The following is a 14,575-nucleotide window of genomic DNA, read 5'->3' as shown; positions in this document are numbered from 1 at the left end:
GGTGCTGGTCTGGATAACATTCTTCCTACTTTAGCTATTCCAGAATCTCATCTTCAGTATTGAACGGGTTTGTAAAACTTTCAGCAAATACACCGGTTTCCATCACGGCTGCTTCCTTGCTTTTATTCATTTGAATATTACCAAAAATCGGATCAAAACACGAAAGATTAAATGAGCGTCACTTCTTCTTATTCTAGTTGATTTGATTCAGAAGATTTTACCATTATCTCACCTAAAACTATTGTGAAGCATTCTGTGAAATAAAAAAATGACTTGATGACAACTCATCCATCATTATCGAAATTGTCAGTATGACAATTAATTAACAACGTAAAAGCTTGGTCATGTCAGATAATGTTATTAGATTAGATATGATTTTAATGATATTGGTTAGCATAATTAATTTTGAATGACAGCATTTTAGTACAGTTCCTTTAAATTTTATCCTATCATGAAAAAACAAATCGTTATCACGGCCCTATCTCTGGGAGCAATCGTTTTAGGAAGCAACCAGGTTCTTGCACAAAATTCCGAGAAGGTTAGTACATCCGTAAATATTATTTTATCAGATGTTATTGCAATGGATATAGGCAGTGTTGCTTCAGAAGGCACTGTAGATTTTAATTATGGGAGCACAAAAGACTATAATTCATCAAAAAACGTGACCGTTCCTAATAGTTTAGTTATTATTTCCTCTAAAAATTTTGATATAAAAGTAAAATCTGAAGGTGCCCATTTTGTAAGTGGCGCCAACGTAATTCCTGTAGATATATTACAGGTAAAGGCAATACCCGGGGGAAGTCTGGTAGGAACCTTGAATGAGGTCACTTTATCTACAGCTGATCAGGTACTGGTGAGTAATGCAAGTGTAGGTACTAAACAGTCTTTAAATATTGCTTACTCTATTTCTTCCGAAAATGCCTCCAAGGTACTTCTGGGGAAACCACAGGGAACTTACACACAGAAAATAACTTATACTGCCACTGCATTGTAAATAACTACCAATTTTTAAATAGAAAGCCCTCAACACTTAAAAGGTGTTGAGGGCTTTTTTATTTAAGCAAAATGAATAAACCGTGTAGTGATTTTACTACATGAACTTCCTTTTTCCACTACAAAGAAACTTTTATCGCTGCTATAAATTTGCAGTATACAAAAGAACAATTAAATAAAAATAACAATTAAATATTACCATCATGAAAAAACTAATCTTAATCTCAGCCTTAACTTTTGGAGCAATCATACTAGGAACTAACAATGTTCAAGCTCAAAATACTACAGCAACCACAACGGTAAACATTACCCTGAACGATGTAATCTCTATCGATGCGGGAAGTACAGCCATTGGTAATACTGTTGACTTTAACTATGTTACTGCAGCAGACTATAATTCTGATCAGACGATTACTAAAGCCAACTCTTTAAAAGTTACTTCAACGAAGAACTTTAATGTTAAAGTAAAAGCAGGAGGTGCTAATTTCATGAATGGAACCAACCTGATCCCTGTAAATGTTCTGACTATCAAAGCTGCTACAGCTGCCGGAACCATGGGCGGAACAAAAAGCGCTGTTGTTTTATCTGCAACGGATCAAACCTTAGTATCAAATGCTCCGCTTGGAAGTGCATTAACATTGAACCTGGACTACACTATTCCAGCAGCAAAATCTTCATCTTCTGATATTTTAGGTAAACCAGCCGGAACTTATACTCAAACAGTAACTTATACTGCAACAGCTTTATAAGTTAATTTTTTCATATTAATATTTTGTGATTTGGTGTTTCGAAGGCTTCCTCAGGGAGGCCTTCGATTTTGTATGTATTGTATCGATATAGATAAAATTCAAAATCCGGGAATAAGTATCTGTCATCTGTAAGGTAGAATCTATGCTTTTGGACATTTGCAAACGGTAATTTATATTACGACAGCTTTATAATAGAAATAACAGGAATTTATATACGCCCTCAACGCTTAGAAAGTGTTGAGGGCTTTACTATTTAAATCAAATGAATAAACCGTGTAGTGATTTTACTACACGAACTTCCTTTTTCCACTACAAAGAAACTTTTATCGCTGCTATAAATTTGCAGTATACAAAAGAACAATTAAATAAAAATAACAATTAAATATTACTATCATGAAAAAACTAATCGTAATCTCAGCCTTAACTTTTGGAGCAATCATATTAGGAACTAACAATGTTCAAGCTCAAAATACTACAGCAACCACAACGGTAAACATTACCCTTAACGATGTAATCTCTATCGATGCGGGAAGTACTGCAATTGGTAATACGGTCGACTTTAACTATGCTACTGCAGCAGATTATAACTCTGATCAGACGATTACTAAAGCCAACTCTTTAAAGGTTACTTCTACAAAGAACTTTAATGTTAAAGTAAAAGCAGGAGGTGCTAATTTCATGAATGGAACCAACCTGATCCCTGTAAATGTTCTGACTATCAAAGCAGCTACTGCTGCCGGAACCATGGGCGGAACAAAAAGCGCTGTTGTTTTATCTGCAACGGATCAGACTTTAGTATCCAATGCTCCGCTTGGAAGTGCATTAACACTGAATCTGGACTACACCATTCCAGCAGCAAAATCATCATCTTCTGATATTTTAGGTAAGCCAGCCGGAACTTATACTCAAACAGTAACGTATACTGCAACAGCTTTGTAGCAACTGTAGATTTGTAATGTTCAAAAGAGAACAAGAATAATAATTAAATCTTACTGCCATGACAAAACAAATCGCCATCACAGCCTTAACTTTTGGAGTAATTATATTTGGAACTAATAATGTTCAAGCTCAAAATACAGCCGCAACCACAGCTGTAAACATTACCCTGAACGATGTGATCTCTATAGATGCAGGAAGTACAGCAATTGGTGGTATAGTTACCTTTAACTATGCTACTGCAGCAGACTATAACTCTGATCAGACGATTACCAAAGCCAACTCTTTAAAAGTTACCTCAACGAAGAATTTTAATGTAAGGGTAAAAGCAGGAGGACCGCATTTCGTCAATGGTTCAAACTCAATCCCTGTAGATGTTTTGACAATCAAGGTTGCAGAAGCTCCCGGAAATATGGGCGGAACCAAAAACGAGGTAGTTTTATCTCCAGGAGAAAGAACCTTAGTATCCAATGCTCCGCTTGGAAGTGCATTAACACTGAATCTGGATTACACCATTCCAGCAGCAAAATCCTCATCTTCTGATATTTTAGGTAAACCAGCCGGAACTTATACCCAAACAGTAACTTATACTGCGACTACTTTATAAAAAAACACATCAATTATATATACCCTCAGCACTTTCCAGGTATTGAGGGTTTTTCTATTTAAACCAATGAGCAATCCTGTAGTGATTTTACTACATGAACTTCCTTTTTCCACTACAAAGAAACTTTTATCGCTGCTATAAATTTGCTGTATACAAAAGGACAATTAAATATTACTATCATGAAAAAACTAATCGTAATCTCAGCCTTAACTTTTGGAGCAATCATATTAGGAACTAACAATGTTCAAGCTCAAAATACTACAGCAACCACAACGGTAAACATTACCCTGAACGATGTAATCTCCATCGACGCGGGAAGTACAGCAATCGGTAATACGGTTGACTTTAACTATGCTACTGCTGCAGACTATAACTCTGATCAAACAATTACTAAAGCCAACTCTTTAAAAGTTACTTCTACAAAAAATTTTAATGTTAAAGTTAAAGCAGGAGGTGCTAATTTCATGAATGGAACCAACCTGATCCCTGTAAATGTTCTGACTATCAAAGCTGCTACTGCTGCCGGAACAATGGGCGGAACAAAAAGCGCTGTAGTTTTATCTGCAACGGATCAAACCTTAGTATCAAATGCTCCGCTTGGAAGTGCATTAACACTGAATCTGGACTACACCATTCCAGCAGCAAAATCCTCATCTTCTGATATTTTAGGTAAACCAGCCGGAACTTATACGCAAACAGTAACTTATACTGCGACTGCTTTATAATAAAATTTTTAGTTTGTAAAGGTTCCTTTTGCTATGTTTTCAGTAGTTTTGGGAATCTTTATTATTAAACTATTTACACCATGCACAAGTTTATTCACCTTTTCATTTTCTTTATCCTCACAGGGTCTTCTTCATTTCTGGCACAAAGTATCTCCATGTCACCTACACGCTTGTTTTTCACAGGTAATCCGGGAGAAAAAGTAACAAAGACAGTCACGCTTCAAAACAGCTCGGATAAAGATTATGTTTTTAATCTCAACTACAAAGATTGGGTTAGAGAAGAAGACGGAAATAAGGTTTATCTTGAAGCAGGCAGTTCAAAAATCTCCAACGCCTCATGGATATCCACCTTAGAAAACTCTATAACAGTTCCTGCGAAAAGCACAAAGGAGATTGTAGTAACCATGCAGATTCCGGCAAATGCATCACAGTCTGCTGTTACAAACAGTATGTTGTTTTTCACCCAGCTTCCTCAGCAGTCAGATAAGGCACGTGTTCAGAATGGTATTGGTATTATCACCTTATTTGAAGTGGGACTTCACATTTTTTATACTCCACCGGGAAACCACGTAAAAAGTCTGGATATTACCAATATTGCAGAGGTGAGTAATGAGAATACAGCGAACAGAAAAGTAGCCGTAAGCATCCATAATGATGGAAACACCATCAATGATGCCACCGTTGAGTTTGAACTCACCGACACAGATAGTGGTAAGGAAATAAAATTGCCAGCAATTTCCATCTCCATGCTTCCCGATACCAATCAGGTTGTTCAATTTTCTTTACCAGAGAAAATTTCAGGGAACTTCCTTGGCGTGGTTATTATCAAAATGGCAGAATCCAATGATTTACGCGTAGGCGAAAAAAACTTTAAATTTTAAAATTAAGTCTTGAAACTACAGAATGGAATATCGATATCAGTCCTAAGAAGAACAATCCTCTTTTTTGTATTTGTTCTTCTGCACTTTTCGTTGGCCTTTGCGCAGGAAAAGAAGGATATTCAAATCCATTTTGAAAATGACAGCGTAGCTGTTGAAAAAGGTTCTACTTTTACAAATTTCCTGGTTATTGAGAATAAAAGTTCTGAAGAGATTATTATTCAGAATATCATACCTCAGGAAAAATATCCGGGATTGCTTTTCTATCCCAAAAATGACTTTACCTTAGGTGCAGGCCAGTCTAAAAATCTTCCTGTGAAGCTGATCGCCAATGTGGATTTTATGAAACTGAGATCCAATGAAATCAAATTCCAGGTTTCGTACGCCACCCCAGCGGTCACCAGAACTGAAAGCACATCGTTCTTCGTTATTAAAGACGAGAACAAAAACATCGCAATTTATACCGCCACATACGAAAATTTCATTAATCCTGCTGCACCCCAATCCTCAATTCTGCTGACTGTAGAAAACCAGGGTTATAGTAAAAGAACCGTTAATATTGATTTGCAATCCATTCCTGATGGTTTGGAAATGATGCCAAAACAGCAAACCGTATCTCTGGAAGGTTTAGAAAAACAAACGGTTGAGATCAAAATTGCGGTCAGAAAACAGAATACACTTTATCCGGAATTTAATATTAATGCAATCGCCACAGACCTGCTTGATAATAAAATCGTGGGAAGCAACACGCTCTATCTGGTCATTTTATCGCACAACAGACAAATTGCCAGAGGAAACGAAGCGGTGAGCGGAAGTAATTTTGCAGAAATTAGCTATAATGAAAACAGTTCAGGTTTCAACTATCTTCAATTAAGGGGAAATACAGCATTCCGCGTGACTGAGAATTTGAAATCGCGCTTTAATATTGGTGCAGATTACTATGTTGAAGACGGTCGTTATAACCTGTACGATACGTGGCTGGAACTGGAGAGAAAAAAAACGGTATTAAGAGTGGGAAATGTTAATAGCAGCGATTACGATTACCCGGTTTTCGGAAGAGGCGGGAAAGTTTCTACCAAATTTGGCAAAAATAATCAGATTGAAATTCTTGCGCTGGAAAATAATTATAATCTGTACGGTACTTACTTCCAGCAAACAGAAGGATCTACCATGGTGGGTGCAAAATATGGCTTTGGAAATGCTAAATCTTTCAATGGAAAAGTGTCCTATATATTCGAACATGATCCGCGCTTTAACGTAGATACGCAGGTAGCGAACGCGGTAACATCATTGCTAATTAACGATAAACATTCAATCCGCACAGAGTTGGGCCTGAGCCACGAAAAAGGCCTTGTGAACAAAGATGAAAACGCAGGCGCTTCAATGGGAGCCAATTACGAGGGAAAAATAGGAAAATGGGATATACAATCTGTTAATTCCTTTGCCACCAAAAGCTATGCAGGGATCAAACGGGGATCCTTTTTCTCAAATCAGCGGATCGGCCGCCAATTATCTGTTGCTCAGCGTGCTTTTATACAATATCAGAATTCGCAGGTAGAACCAGAGTTCCTGAGTTTCCAGGGTGCACCAACCCAACCTGGCAATACTTCTAATTTAAGATATTATTTCAACAGTACAGAAGCTTTGGGATTAGGTTATCAGTTTTCTTTAAGGAAGTGGAATTTTCTACTTTCTCCAAAGGTTGAAAAGCAAAAAACAGCTAATTTTTACACATCTCAGGAACTTTTTTCTTACCGGTTGGAAGCCAACATCAGCACTACTTTAGGTGCGCACGGATTGAACCTGACGGCGGAATATTCTTATTCAAAAGAGAACAATAAAGCTGACTGGTTCAACAGTTTGAAAACAACTTTATCTTACAGATATAAGTCATTCTCCCTAAACGGAACAGCCCAATGGAACGCAATCAGTGTCTTTGATTTAAATTCTTATTATGATGTAAGCCGTAATTTCGCCAATTACAATGTATATGCATCGTATAATTTCCAGATGCTTAATCATAATCTGACCGGATCTTTTTCAGCCGGAACCTTCTATTCGGAACTTTACAAAAACTTAAACAGTAATATCTCTGGTAATCTGGAATATAAGATTTCGCCTTCATGGTCCACTACAGGTTATTTTAATCTTTCCGGTTATAAATCTACGGCTGAATATGCAAGCAGTGGCAGTTATTACCAGTACAGAGTGGGAATTAAAAAATATTTTACGATAGCTACGGCTCTCGGAAATCATAAGGTGGCCTTTCAGTTCTTTGAAGATAAAAATTTCAATGGACTTCTGGATTCCGGCGAATCAGTACTTGCTAATGAAATTGTAAAACTGGACAATTATGTAGCGATGACAGATAAGAATGGAAAAGTAGTTTTTCAGAATGTGCCTGAAGGTACTTACACACTGAAGGTGAACGAAAGTGCAGGTGCCCGGTTGATGATGGATCCTGTCATTCTGGTATATAATAATATTAACCGCAAAGTGAGCTTGGTAAAAAACATCAGGGTAAGTGGGAAGTTAACAGAGATCAAGCAAGCCTACGATGTTTTGGAAACGGATGTAACCGGAATAGTAGTGTATGCAAAAAGTGAAGATGGCGTAATCTATACTGCCGTGGTTAACCAAAAAAATGAGTTTGAGTTTTTCCTGAAAGATGGAAAATACAACCTCTATATTGAAAATGACAAATACAGCTACATACAACCCACTCAAACTATTCAGGTGACAAAAGAAGGGTATTCAAAAACTGTGGTTTTTGAGTATAAGAAGAAAGACACCACCATTAAGGTGAAAAAGTTTTAAATTTAAAAGTATGAAAAAGATGAGGGCTTTTCTAATAGGAATTTTTACCATGTTCTGTGGGTCTGCAGCCACGAAAGCTCAGGATATATACCTGTCAATTCCGGAAAATAATATTTTTAACAGAAGTGAATTTAACTCGGTGCCTACAAGGGTAATGACGAACGCCAACAGAACAAACTGGGATTATGCCTTTTTGGGATTACTCCCAACAGCTCCTACATTCACCTCAGTTTCCGGACCAACTTTTACTCACTCCTCTTCCTCATCTACTTTACCCAGTTCCACTCTTCTGTGGCAGTTAGAAAGTATGGGCGGACAGCTGCCATATACCGGACTAACAGGTTATTTACCAGGTTTTCAGTCGTTCAGTACAAGTGCTATAAGATGGTTTGAACCGCCATCACTCAGTATCGGAGGAGGGTTTAACAGGGGGAATATCAATTTTACATTTAAAATTCCTGCCTCACAATTTACAGCCAATGCCTTCCGGGCCGGGAATTACTCCATGGATATCACTCAGAATTATAATGACTTCACACCGCATAATTTTAAAACGATCTTAGTCATTCCTTCATCTATACGATGGATTACCAACTCTTTAACAAAATACTTTGAAATATCTTCTTTGAATGACTACCGCAATACAGGCACACGGGTATTCACTTTGGATAATACAGAAATCGCGCATACGGTTGATTTTAATTTTTGGGCGAAAGCTGCTGCCACAACTGTTCAGTTCACTTCCTCTAAAGGTATTCCGGGAACCAGAAATATAGCAAGCATTAAATTGGGTAGTAACGGATCTGCACTCACAACTAAGGCTTTATCTGCCGATTTTCAGAATTTTTCTCCCGCTAATTTCAGTGTTGTAGCGGGAAACAGAAACAGCTTCATTCCAGAGCTTTATGTGTCTGCGGAAGATTTTAAAAACTTTTTTTTTGAAGCCGGAACTTATACGTTTGAATTGAACCTCAACGCAAGAAGTACAGATAACTCAATTAACAGTTTGCAAAATACGGCTGTTCAGTTAAAAGTGCTTCCTCTGTCAGAGATCACCATCCCCAGTTCCGGGCGCAATGTAAACTTCAATTTTAATACCGCTGTCCAATACACCGATGGTCAGTCACAAATGATACCCAACCAAATTATGTTGTCCAATAATGAAAATTTTGAGCTGTATGTAAAATCGGACGAAAATTATTTCAAGAAAGGCGGTCTGCAGACCAACATCAATTCCAACATATTACAAATTGGCGTAGATGGAAGTTCTGTAAATGTTCCCTTATCCAAAACTCCCCAAAAAATACTCTTTAACGGAACACCGGTTTTGGACAAGGGACTGAACGTAAGATACACCATACCACCTGCGGGTGCCCAAAGTTTGGTAGGGAAGGAAAATACCACCTACTCTATCAATGTTTATTATAGCTTCACAGCAATTTAGCGATGTTCTTCCTTATGGATCATTTTAATAGCAATGATCCATTGACGGATCAGCACGATATTATCAAATTAACTGCATGAGAAAAATTCAAGCTGTTTGAATTAAATTTTATTAGTTCATCTCCTGATATTTGGTACAACAATATAAACATTGGCATTTTCGGTTTTTCTTTCATAATCTTTGGAGCGTCTTCTGGTAGTAAGAGTCCAGCAGATGATTTTCTCAACAATTCAGCGCTTTCATGAATTTCAACTTTGCCGTTTGTGCAATGTGGATTTTAGTAAGATAAAATATGGGATTTACTATTTAAAGTAAATCCCATTCGATTTTTTTTTAAACTAATATGATATTTTTTTTAACTTGCCAGCTCCTGAAGAAAGGCCTGAACCGGATGTTTTTATTCACATTTAAACAATATAACCCTTCTGCTTTCTTTAAAAAAAATAATTCAAACAGCTTCTAAACCGTGATACTTAATTTATGAATGATTTTATCAACGAACTCCAATTAAAAATCGAAAAACTGGAAAATGAAATCAATTTCAAGAACGGACTGATTTCAATATTGTCTCATGACTCAAAAGAATTGTTTGGAACCTTTCTATGGCTTACAGAAGAGCTGGAGCAAAAGACTTTAAGTGAGGAAGATTTTTTTAAGTTATTGCCACAGGTAAAACGTGATACCCAGAAGAATCTGCAAACTATTCAGGATAGCGTTGCCTGGCTAAAAACACAATACGGGGAATTTAAGATTAAACCTGTTAAAATAATGGTGATGGATCTTTTTCACTATCTGGAAGAAAAATACGCTGCTAAATTAAAGGAAAAAAATATTAAATTTTATTTTAAAGGAGATCACAATGCATCTCTTATAAGTGATCGCCTGTTGCTCGAATATGTTTTAGACAAAATTTTTAACAATGCGGTAAAATATTCATTTGAGGACCAAGATGTTTATTTACAAGTAATTACAGAAGGTGATAAGATGGTTCTTTCTGTGATTGATTCCGGAACAGGAATACATGAAAAGTATTTATCTACGATCTACAATTATGATAATCCCGTATTCCTGGGAACCGCGGGTGAGAAAGGAGTGGGATTAAGTTTGAAAATTGTAAAAAATTTTATATCCTTGCTGTATGGAAACATCCAAATCATTTCTGCTGAAAATAAAGGCACTACGGTTTCCCTTTTTTTACATAAATTTATAGAATAATGGGTTTAAAAGTAAATATTCGCATTGTTGTAGCAGACGATCATGGTATCGTCCGGATGGGTTTGATACAAACAATTAAACGATTCAAACCCGATGCCATCATTTCAGAAGTAGAGGACTATAAATCGCTTTACAAATTAATTCTGAACGAAGAATTTGATCTGGCCATTATGGACGTTAATATGCCTAATGGTACTGTTCAGGAAGCAATAGATTACATAAAAATTCACCAGCCTGAATTAAAAACTTTAATATTTTCTTCGCAGGATGAAGAATTGTATGGGATGCGTTATTTGAAAATGGGTGCTGGTGGCTATCTCAGCAAGTTAAGTTCCACAGAAGTGATTGAGACTGCTTTAACGGCGATGCTCACTAAGGGCCGATATATCAGTGATAACATAAAAGAAGCTATTTTTTTAGAATCATTAAATGGAACGACAAAAAGCTCACCCTTTGAAGCGCTGTCAGACCGCGAATTGCAAATTGCCAATAAGCTTGCTGAAGGTCTTCCTCTCAAAGAAATTTCTAATCAACTTAACCTCCATTCATCAACGATCAGCACTTACAAAAACAGACTGTTTGAAAAGCTGAAAATACGATCCATACCCGAATTGGTGGAAATTCTTAGGCTGTATAATCAGTAAGCATTCTATTATTTCCCGCTTTAAGCCAAGCTCACGAATCCCCTATGCTGTCAGATATATTTTTTCTGAACCCAATAACCTTTGAAGAAAAATATTCTGAAAGATCTTTAAGCTAGAGATTCAGTATTGATTTTATTCTTTATAAAAAGAATAAAAGGCTAATGTTTTGTTTATTGTGTGATAATTTTAATTATTAATAATTCACTTTTTGTTACTACTACGAAATAGGTCATATAAATAATGACCTATTTTGGTTTTTTTGATGCCCTCGCTAAAACAAAAAACGCTGTAAACATAAATGTTTACAGCGTTTTAGCTTATTTTGGTCTCCCAACTTGCGGAGAGAGAGGGAGTCCTGTCGAACTCCTAATACCATTATTAACATTCTTAAATAATGTTAAATAATTGTTTTACAATACTTTAGCCTACTCTCCAATGATATTCGATTTGTCAGGTTCAACCAAAAGTGCTTTATTCTTTACAAAACGTCCTATCGTGCTTAATTAATAGTATAGAATCTTTTCGCGATTCAGGTGGCCATGGAGGCGCTGGCAAAGCTTGCCTGAATTATTCTTTTTGGGCAAATGGAAAACACAGCAGCAAATCACAAATGGATGATTATTTTTTCAATTTAATGCATCGAAGGGTTATACTTTTCCATACTTATAAAAATACCCCTTTGCATATAAAAACAATAGTAAATCTTATGCAATAAGCATTCTAATATACCGCAAAGCAACATGAAATACTGAAATTGATCATCTAATAAACGCATACTCACCTCACCAAGGTACAACATCTCATTTCACAATCCCTAACTATTGGCCCAGCCACAAAAAGGCTCAGTCAGCAAAGGTTTAAACGCACCTCCGCTGCACTGTGCTTCGTTTAAGCCCTTTATGTTAGCAGTAGTTTTTATATTTAGTAAGCTATTAAGTTTTCTTTGTAAAATTCTATATAGTCAATTATTACATTATTAAAAGCTTCTCTTAAATAAATTCCAAAATGTCCGTATGGATAATGTTTTATGTAAGCATAGTATAGTTATATTGGGAACATAATATCTCCCTTTGTAACACTATGAGAATATTCGACATAATCATTGGTGACTAATACAGTTATGCATTAATTGGCAATACCGCAATATTATTAGCCCTGGAACCTTGATAATATAAGTTTTTAATGGTATCTATTATCTCAGTAATTCAGTACATCTTTCAAAAGGTAATAATATGCTCCTTTCTTTGCCATTTGATGAAAATAAGTTTCTAACAACTGTTGATAATTTTAGTTTAGGTTCTGCTGTTCTTATTTTCTTTAATCCTATTATTACAAATATAGCATAATAATAAGATTTATATTATGATGCTGATCATATAAAAAAAAACCAAGGACAAATCATTTTTTAGTAATTGTATTTTCATGGCTGTTTCACAAGTTTCTTTTAAAATAATTTTCCTAATTATACTTCTGTCGTGAATAATAATGCAGCTATTTAAAATTTTAGCGAAGGCTATGATATACTTAGCTGGTATATCTAAGTATATCATAGCCTAAATTAATATTTGATTAAGAACACTTTTATAACATCCTAAAATAAATTCAGTATAATACAACTGTGCATCCAGTGCCTGAGTCTTATCATGAAGTTCTATGCGTTTGGAAAGCACAATCTCTCCTTTGTAACTGAATGAACAGAATGAATACACTTTAAATCCCGAATTTCTTACAGATGCAGCATATCCAGTAGAAGCAATTCCCCAATCTGTTCCAAATGATTCAGCGACCTTTGCAGCCATTGTATCAGCCATTTTTTGAGTTTCAAAACCATTTTCCTTAACTTCAATTTGATTTATATCTAAAAATTGAACTTTTTCAGGTAATGTAAAAGTCGTTATTCCTCCTTTGTAAAACAGTTTTGCGTTAGCCATTTGGGAAAAAGCGAGCTGTATTAATCCCGAGGTTACGCTTTCTGCTATAGAAACCGTTTCATTCATGGTAATGAGTGAAGTACTGATATAATCAAGTAAACTTTGCTGGAATTTCATTGCATCTACTATTTAATGTTGATATAAAAAAACTTTTTACGCTACTGAAATCAATGTTCAAATAACGTCATAATCATTCATGGTTGTTACAAAATAATGTTCAATCATTTCCTTGGCATTTTCGCACATTGACAAAAGATCTTCTATGGTCATATCTTCAAAAATGAAATCATCATGAACTTCAATAATGAATTCAGTCACTTTTTCGGTGTTCATCAGGTCATAGGCCATTAAATCATTTAAATTATTTAATCTGCATTCTTCCTTAAAAAAAGGAAGCTTCCGGGAAATTGAGTTCTTAAACTGAAAAAGATGTATTGTTTTCATGGCTTGCTGTATTGAATTTATAGTAAGAACGGTCTGTTTTGTGTGTGAAAAAAATACTTATTTATATTCAGACAGATCTTTTTGTGGACTCAGTTGATGAAATTTATTATATACCAAAATGGCTAAAAAAGGACAGAGACCATAGGTTCCTATCCTTAATTAATTAAAATCTTGTGAAAACAGTCTCCTATTTTATTGGGATTTTAATATACTCATTATCAAATTTGAGAATCCTTAAGCCTATTAATTTTATCATGGTTTATATTGGCTTTTTACAGTCTTTTTTACTAATAGAATGTTTTAATACCGGAGACCAGCACTTTGTATGACAGATACTTTCAACCGCTTACTCTATTTTTCAGTCTAAAATTATTTATGATGATATAAACTTTATGGATCTGATAAGTTCCTGATTATTATACTACAAAGATGGCCTTTAGAGTATATACTAAGCTATATATATCCGGAATAATCTTACATATATCCCACCTTTTATAAGTCTTCCAGATTTCCAAGACGTCTTTGTTTCAACTGCTTGTAAAATGAAGGAGAAAGCCCTGTAATCTTTTTAAACTGATTAGAGAGATGGGCTACACTGCTGTAATTGAGTTTATAAGAGATCTCCGTCAGGTTGAGTTCATCATACAACAGTAATTCTTTTACCTTTTCTACTTTATTAATAATAATAAAATGTTGAAGTGTCATTCCTTTTACTTCTGAAAAGGTATTGGCAAGATAAGTATAATCATATCCTAATTTTTCACTTACATAATCTGAGAAATTTTCTTTTGGGAGTTCCTCTGAATAATGAATCATTTCTATCACTACATTCTTTATTTTCTCTATCAGGATACTTTTTTTATCATCTAATACTTCAAGTCCTGTTTTAAGTAAATTTTCTTTCAGAATTTGTCTTAGTTCGGCGCTGATATCATCCAATAATTCTACAGTTCCCAAATCGACAATAGCATTTTTAATGCCCAGCCTTTCCAATTCCTGATGGACAACCATTTTACAGCGCAAGCTTACCATATATTTTATATACAACTTCATCTCCCTTACTATTTATATCTGTCAATTATTTCATTAACAGTTATTTAACCAAAGTTAGTCTATTAAATCGGAAATATCTATGATTTATGCAACAAATTGAAAGACAATTGCAAAGCTTTCCCTTTTTAATGATTGAAAT

At 35.3% G+C, this 14,575-nt stretch carries 13 protein-coding genes; 10 read left to right on the top strand and 3 right to left on the bottom strand.

Going from position 1 to position 14,575, the window contains the following annotated elements; translation table 11 throughout:
* The first annotated feature begins 451 nt into the window (after nt 1–451).
* The 10 genes from DYR29_RS00670 (at nt 452) to DYR29_RS00625 (ending at nt 11,008) form a co-directional block, all read left to right on the top strand.
* Entirely contained in the window at nt 452–994 is a 543-nt protein-coding gene (locus DYR29_RS00670) for a peptidoglycan-binding protein LysM (protein WP_213278762.1), read from the top strand.
* 202 nt (nt 995–1,196) lie between these two features.
* Nucleotides 1,197–1,742, top strand: a complete 546-nt coding sequence (locus DYR29_RS00665; protein ID WP_213278761.1) for a peptidoglycan-binding protein LysM — start codon at nt 1,197–1,199, stop codon at nt 1,740–1,742.
* A gap of 393 nt (nt 1,743–2,135) precedes the next feature.
* A complete protein-coding gene (locus DYR29_RS00660; RefSeq protein ID WP_213278759.1) occupies nt 2,136–2,681 on the top strand; it encodes a peptidoglycan-binding protein LysM in 546 nt (181 codons plus the stop codon).
* A 58-nt stretch (nt 2,682–2,739) separates the two neighbouring features.
* Entirely contained in the window at nt 2,740–3,285 is a 546-nt protein-coding gene (locus tag DYR29_RS00655) for a peptidoglycan-binding protein LysM (RefSeq protein WP_213278760.1), read from the top strand.
* Nucleotides 3,286–3,464: 179 nt separating this feature from the next.
* Complete coding sequence (locus tag DYR29_RS00650; protein WP_213278759.1) at nt 3,465–4,010, top strand: peptidoglycan-binding protein LysM; 546 nt, start codon at nt 3,465–3,467, stop codon at nt 4,008–4,010.
* An 80-nt stretch (nt 4,011–4,090) separates the two neighbouring features.
* Nucleotides 4,091–4,891 (top strand): Fn3-like domain-containing protein, encoded by an 801-nt coding sequence (locus tag DYR29_RS00645; protein WP_249413570.1) that lies wholly within the window; start codon nt 4,091–4,093, stop codon nt 4,889–4,891.
* Between the two features lie 9 nt (nt 4,892–4,900).
* Complete coding sequence (locus DYR29_RS00640; protein ID WP_249413569.1) at nt 4,901–7,705, top strand: hypothetical protein; 2,805 nt, start codon at nt 4,901–4,903, stop codon at nt 7,703–7,705.
* A 10-nt stretch (nt 7,706–7,715) separates the two neighbouring features.
* A complete protein-coding gene (locus tag DYR29_RS00635) occupies nt 7,716–9,149 on the top strand; it encodes a hypothetical protein (protein ID WP_213278758.1) in 1,434 nt (477 codons plus the stop codon).
* A gap of 480 nt (nt 9,150–9,629) precedes the next feature.
* Nucleotides 9,630–10,364: a sensor histidine kinase gene (locus DYR29_RS00630; protein ID WP_213278757.1), complete on the top strand. Its 735-nt coding sequence runs from the start codon at nt 9,630–9,632 to the stop codon at nt 10,362–10,364.
* A complete protein-coding gene (locus tag DYR29_RS00625) occupies nt 10,364–11,008 on the top strand; it encodes a response regulator (protein WP_213278756.1) in 645 nt (214 codons plus the stop codon). The genes DYR29_RS00630 and DYR29_RS00625 overlap by 1 nt, the downstream gene beginning before the upstream one ends.
* A 1,553-nt stretch (nt 11,009–12,561) precedes the next feature.
* Here DYR29_RS00625 and DYR29_RS00620 read toward each other — a convergent pair.
* From DYR29_RS00620 to DYR29_RS00610, 3 genes are all read right to left on the bottom strand, one after another.
* On the bottom strand, nt 12,562–13,056 hold the full coding sequence (locus tag DYR29_RS00620) for a CinA family protein (RefSeq protein ID WP_213278755.1): 495 nt from the start codon (nt 13,054–13,056) through the stop codon (nt 12,562–12,564).
* Between the two features lie 57 nt (nt 13,057–13,113).
* Nucleotides 13,114–13,383 carry a heme oxygenase gene (locus DYR29_RS00615; protein WP_213278754.1) on the bottom strand — a complete coding sequence of 90 codons (270 nt, stop codon included), beginning with the start codon at nt 13,381–13,383 and terminating at the stop codon, nt 13,114–13,116.
* Between the two features lie 492 nt (nt 13,384–13,875).
* Nucleotides 13,876–14,436, bottom strand: a complete 561-nt coding sequence (locus tag DYR29_RS00610; RefSeq protein ID WP_052198716.1) for a helix-turn-helix domain-containing protein — start codon at nt 14,434–14,436, stop codon at nt 13,876–13,878.
* Nucleotides 14,437–14,575: the final 139 nt, after the last annotated feature.

Source organism: Chryseobacterium indologenes (assembly GCF_018362995.1).
In the GTDB taxonomy this organism is placed as follows: Bacteria; Bacteroidota; Bacteroidia; order Flavobacteriales; family Weeksellaceae; genus Chryseobacterium; species Chryseobacterium indologenes_G.
This window is presented reverse-complemented; position numbering and strand designations above follow the sequence as displayed.

Excerpts from the sequence above, each read along its gene's own strand:
- DYR29_RS00655 (WP_213278760.1), top strand. The coding sequence starts at position 2,740 with ATGACAAAACAAATCGCCATCACAGCCTTAACTTTTGGAGTAATTATA.
- DYR29_RS00635 (WP_213278758.1), top strand. The coding sequence starts at position 7,716 with ATGAAAAAGATGAGGGCTTTTCTAATAGGAATTTTTACCATGTTCTGT.
- DYR29_RS00625 (WP_213278756.1), top strand. The coding sequence starts at position 10,364 with ATGGGTTTAAAAGTAAATATTCGCATTGTTGTAGCAGACGATCATGGT.
- DYR29_RS00665 (WP_213278761.1), top strand. The coding sequence starts at position 1,197 with ATGAAAAAACTAATCTTAATCTCAGCCTTAACTTTTGGAGCAATCATA.
- DYR29_RS00620 (WP_213278755.1), bottom strand. The coding sequence starts at position 13,056 with ATGAAATTCCAGCAAAGTTTACTTGATTATATCAGTACTTCACTCATT.
- DYR29_RS00615 (WP_213278754.1), bottom strand. The coding sequence starts at position 13,383 with ATGAAAACAATACATCTTTTTCAGTTTAAGAACTCAATTTCCCGGAAG.
- DYR29_RS00645 (WP_249413570.1), top strand. The coding sequence starts at position 4,091 with ATGCACAAGTTTATTCACCTTTTCATTTTCTTTATCCTCACAGGGTCT.
- DYR29_RS00670 (WP_213278762.1), top strand. The coding sequence starts at position 452 with ATGAAAAAACAAATCGTTATCACGGCCCTATCTCTGGGAGCAATCGTT.
- DYR29_RS00610 (WP_052198716.1), bottom strand. The coding sequence starts at position 14,436 with ATGAAGTTGTATATAAAATATATGGTAAGCTTGCGCTGTAAAATGGTT.
- DYR29_RS00660 (WP_213278759.1), top strand. The coding sequence starts at position 2,136 with ATGAAAAAACTAATCGTAATCTCAGCCTTAACTTTTGGAGCAATCATA.
- DYR29_RS00630 (WP_213278757.1), top strand. The coding sequence starts at position 9,630 with ATGAATGATTTTATCAACGAACTCCAATTAAAAATCGAAAAACTGGAA.
- DYR29_RS00650 (WP_213278759.1), top strand. The coding sequence starts at position 3,465 with ATGAAAAAACTAATCGTAATCTCAGCCTTAACTTTTGGAGCAATCATA.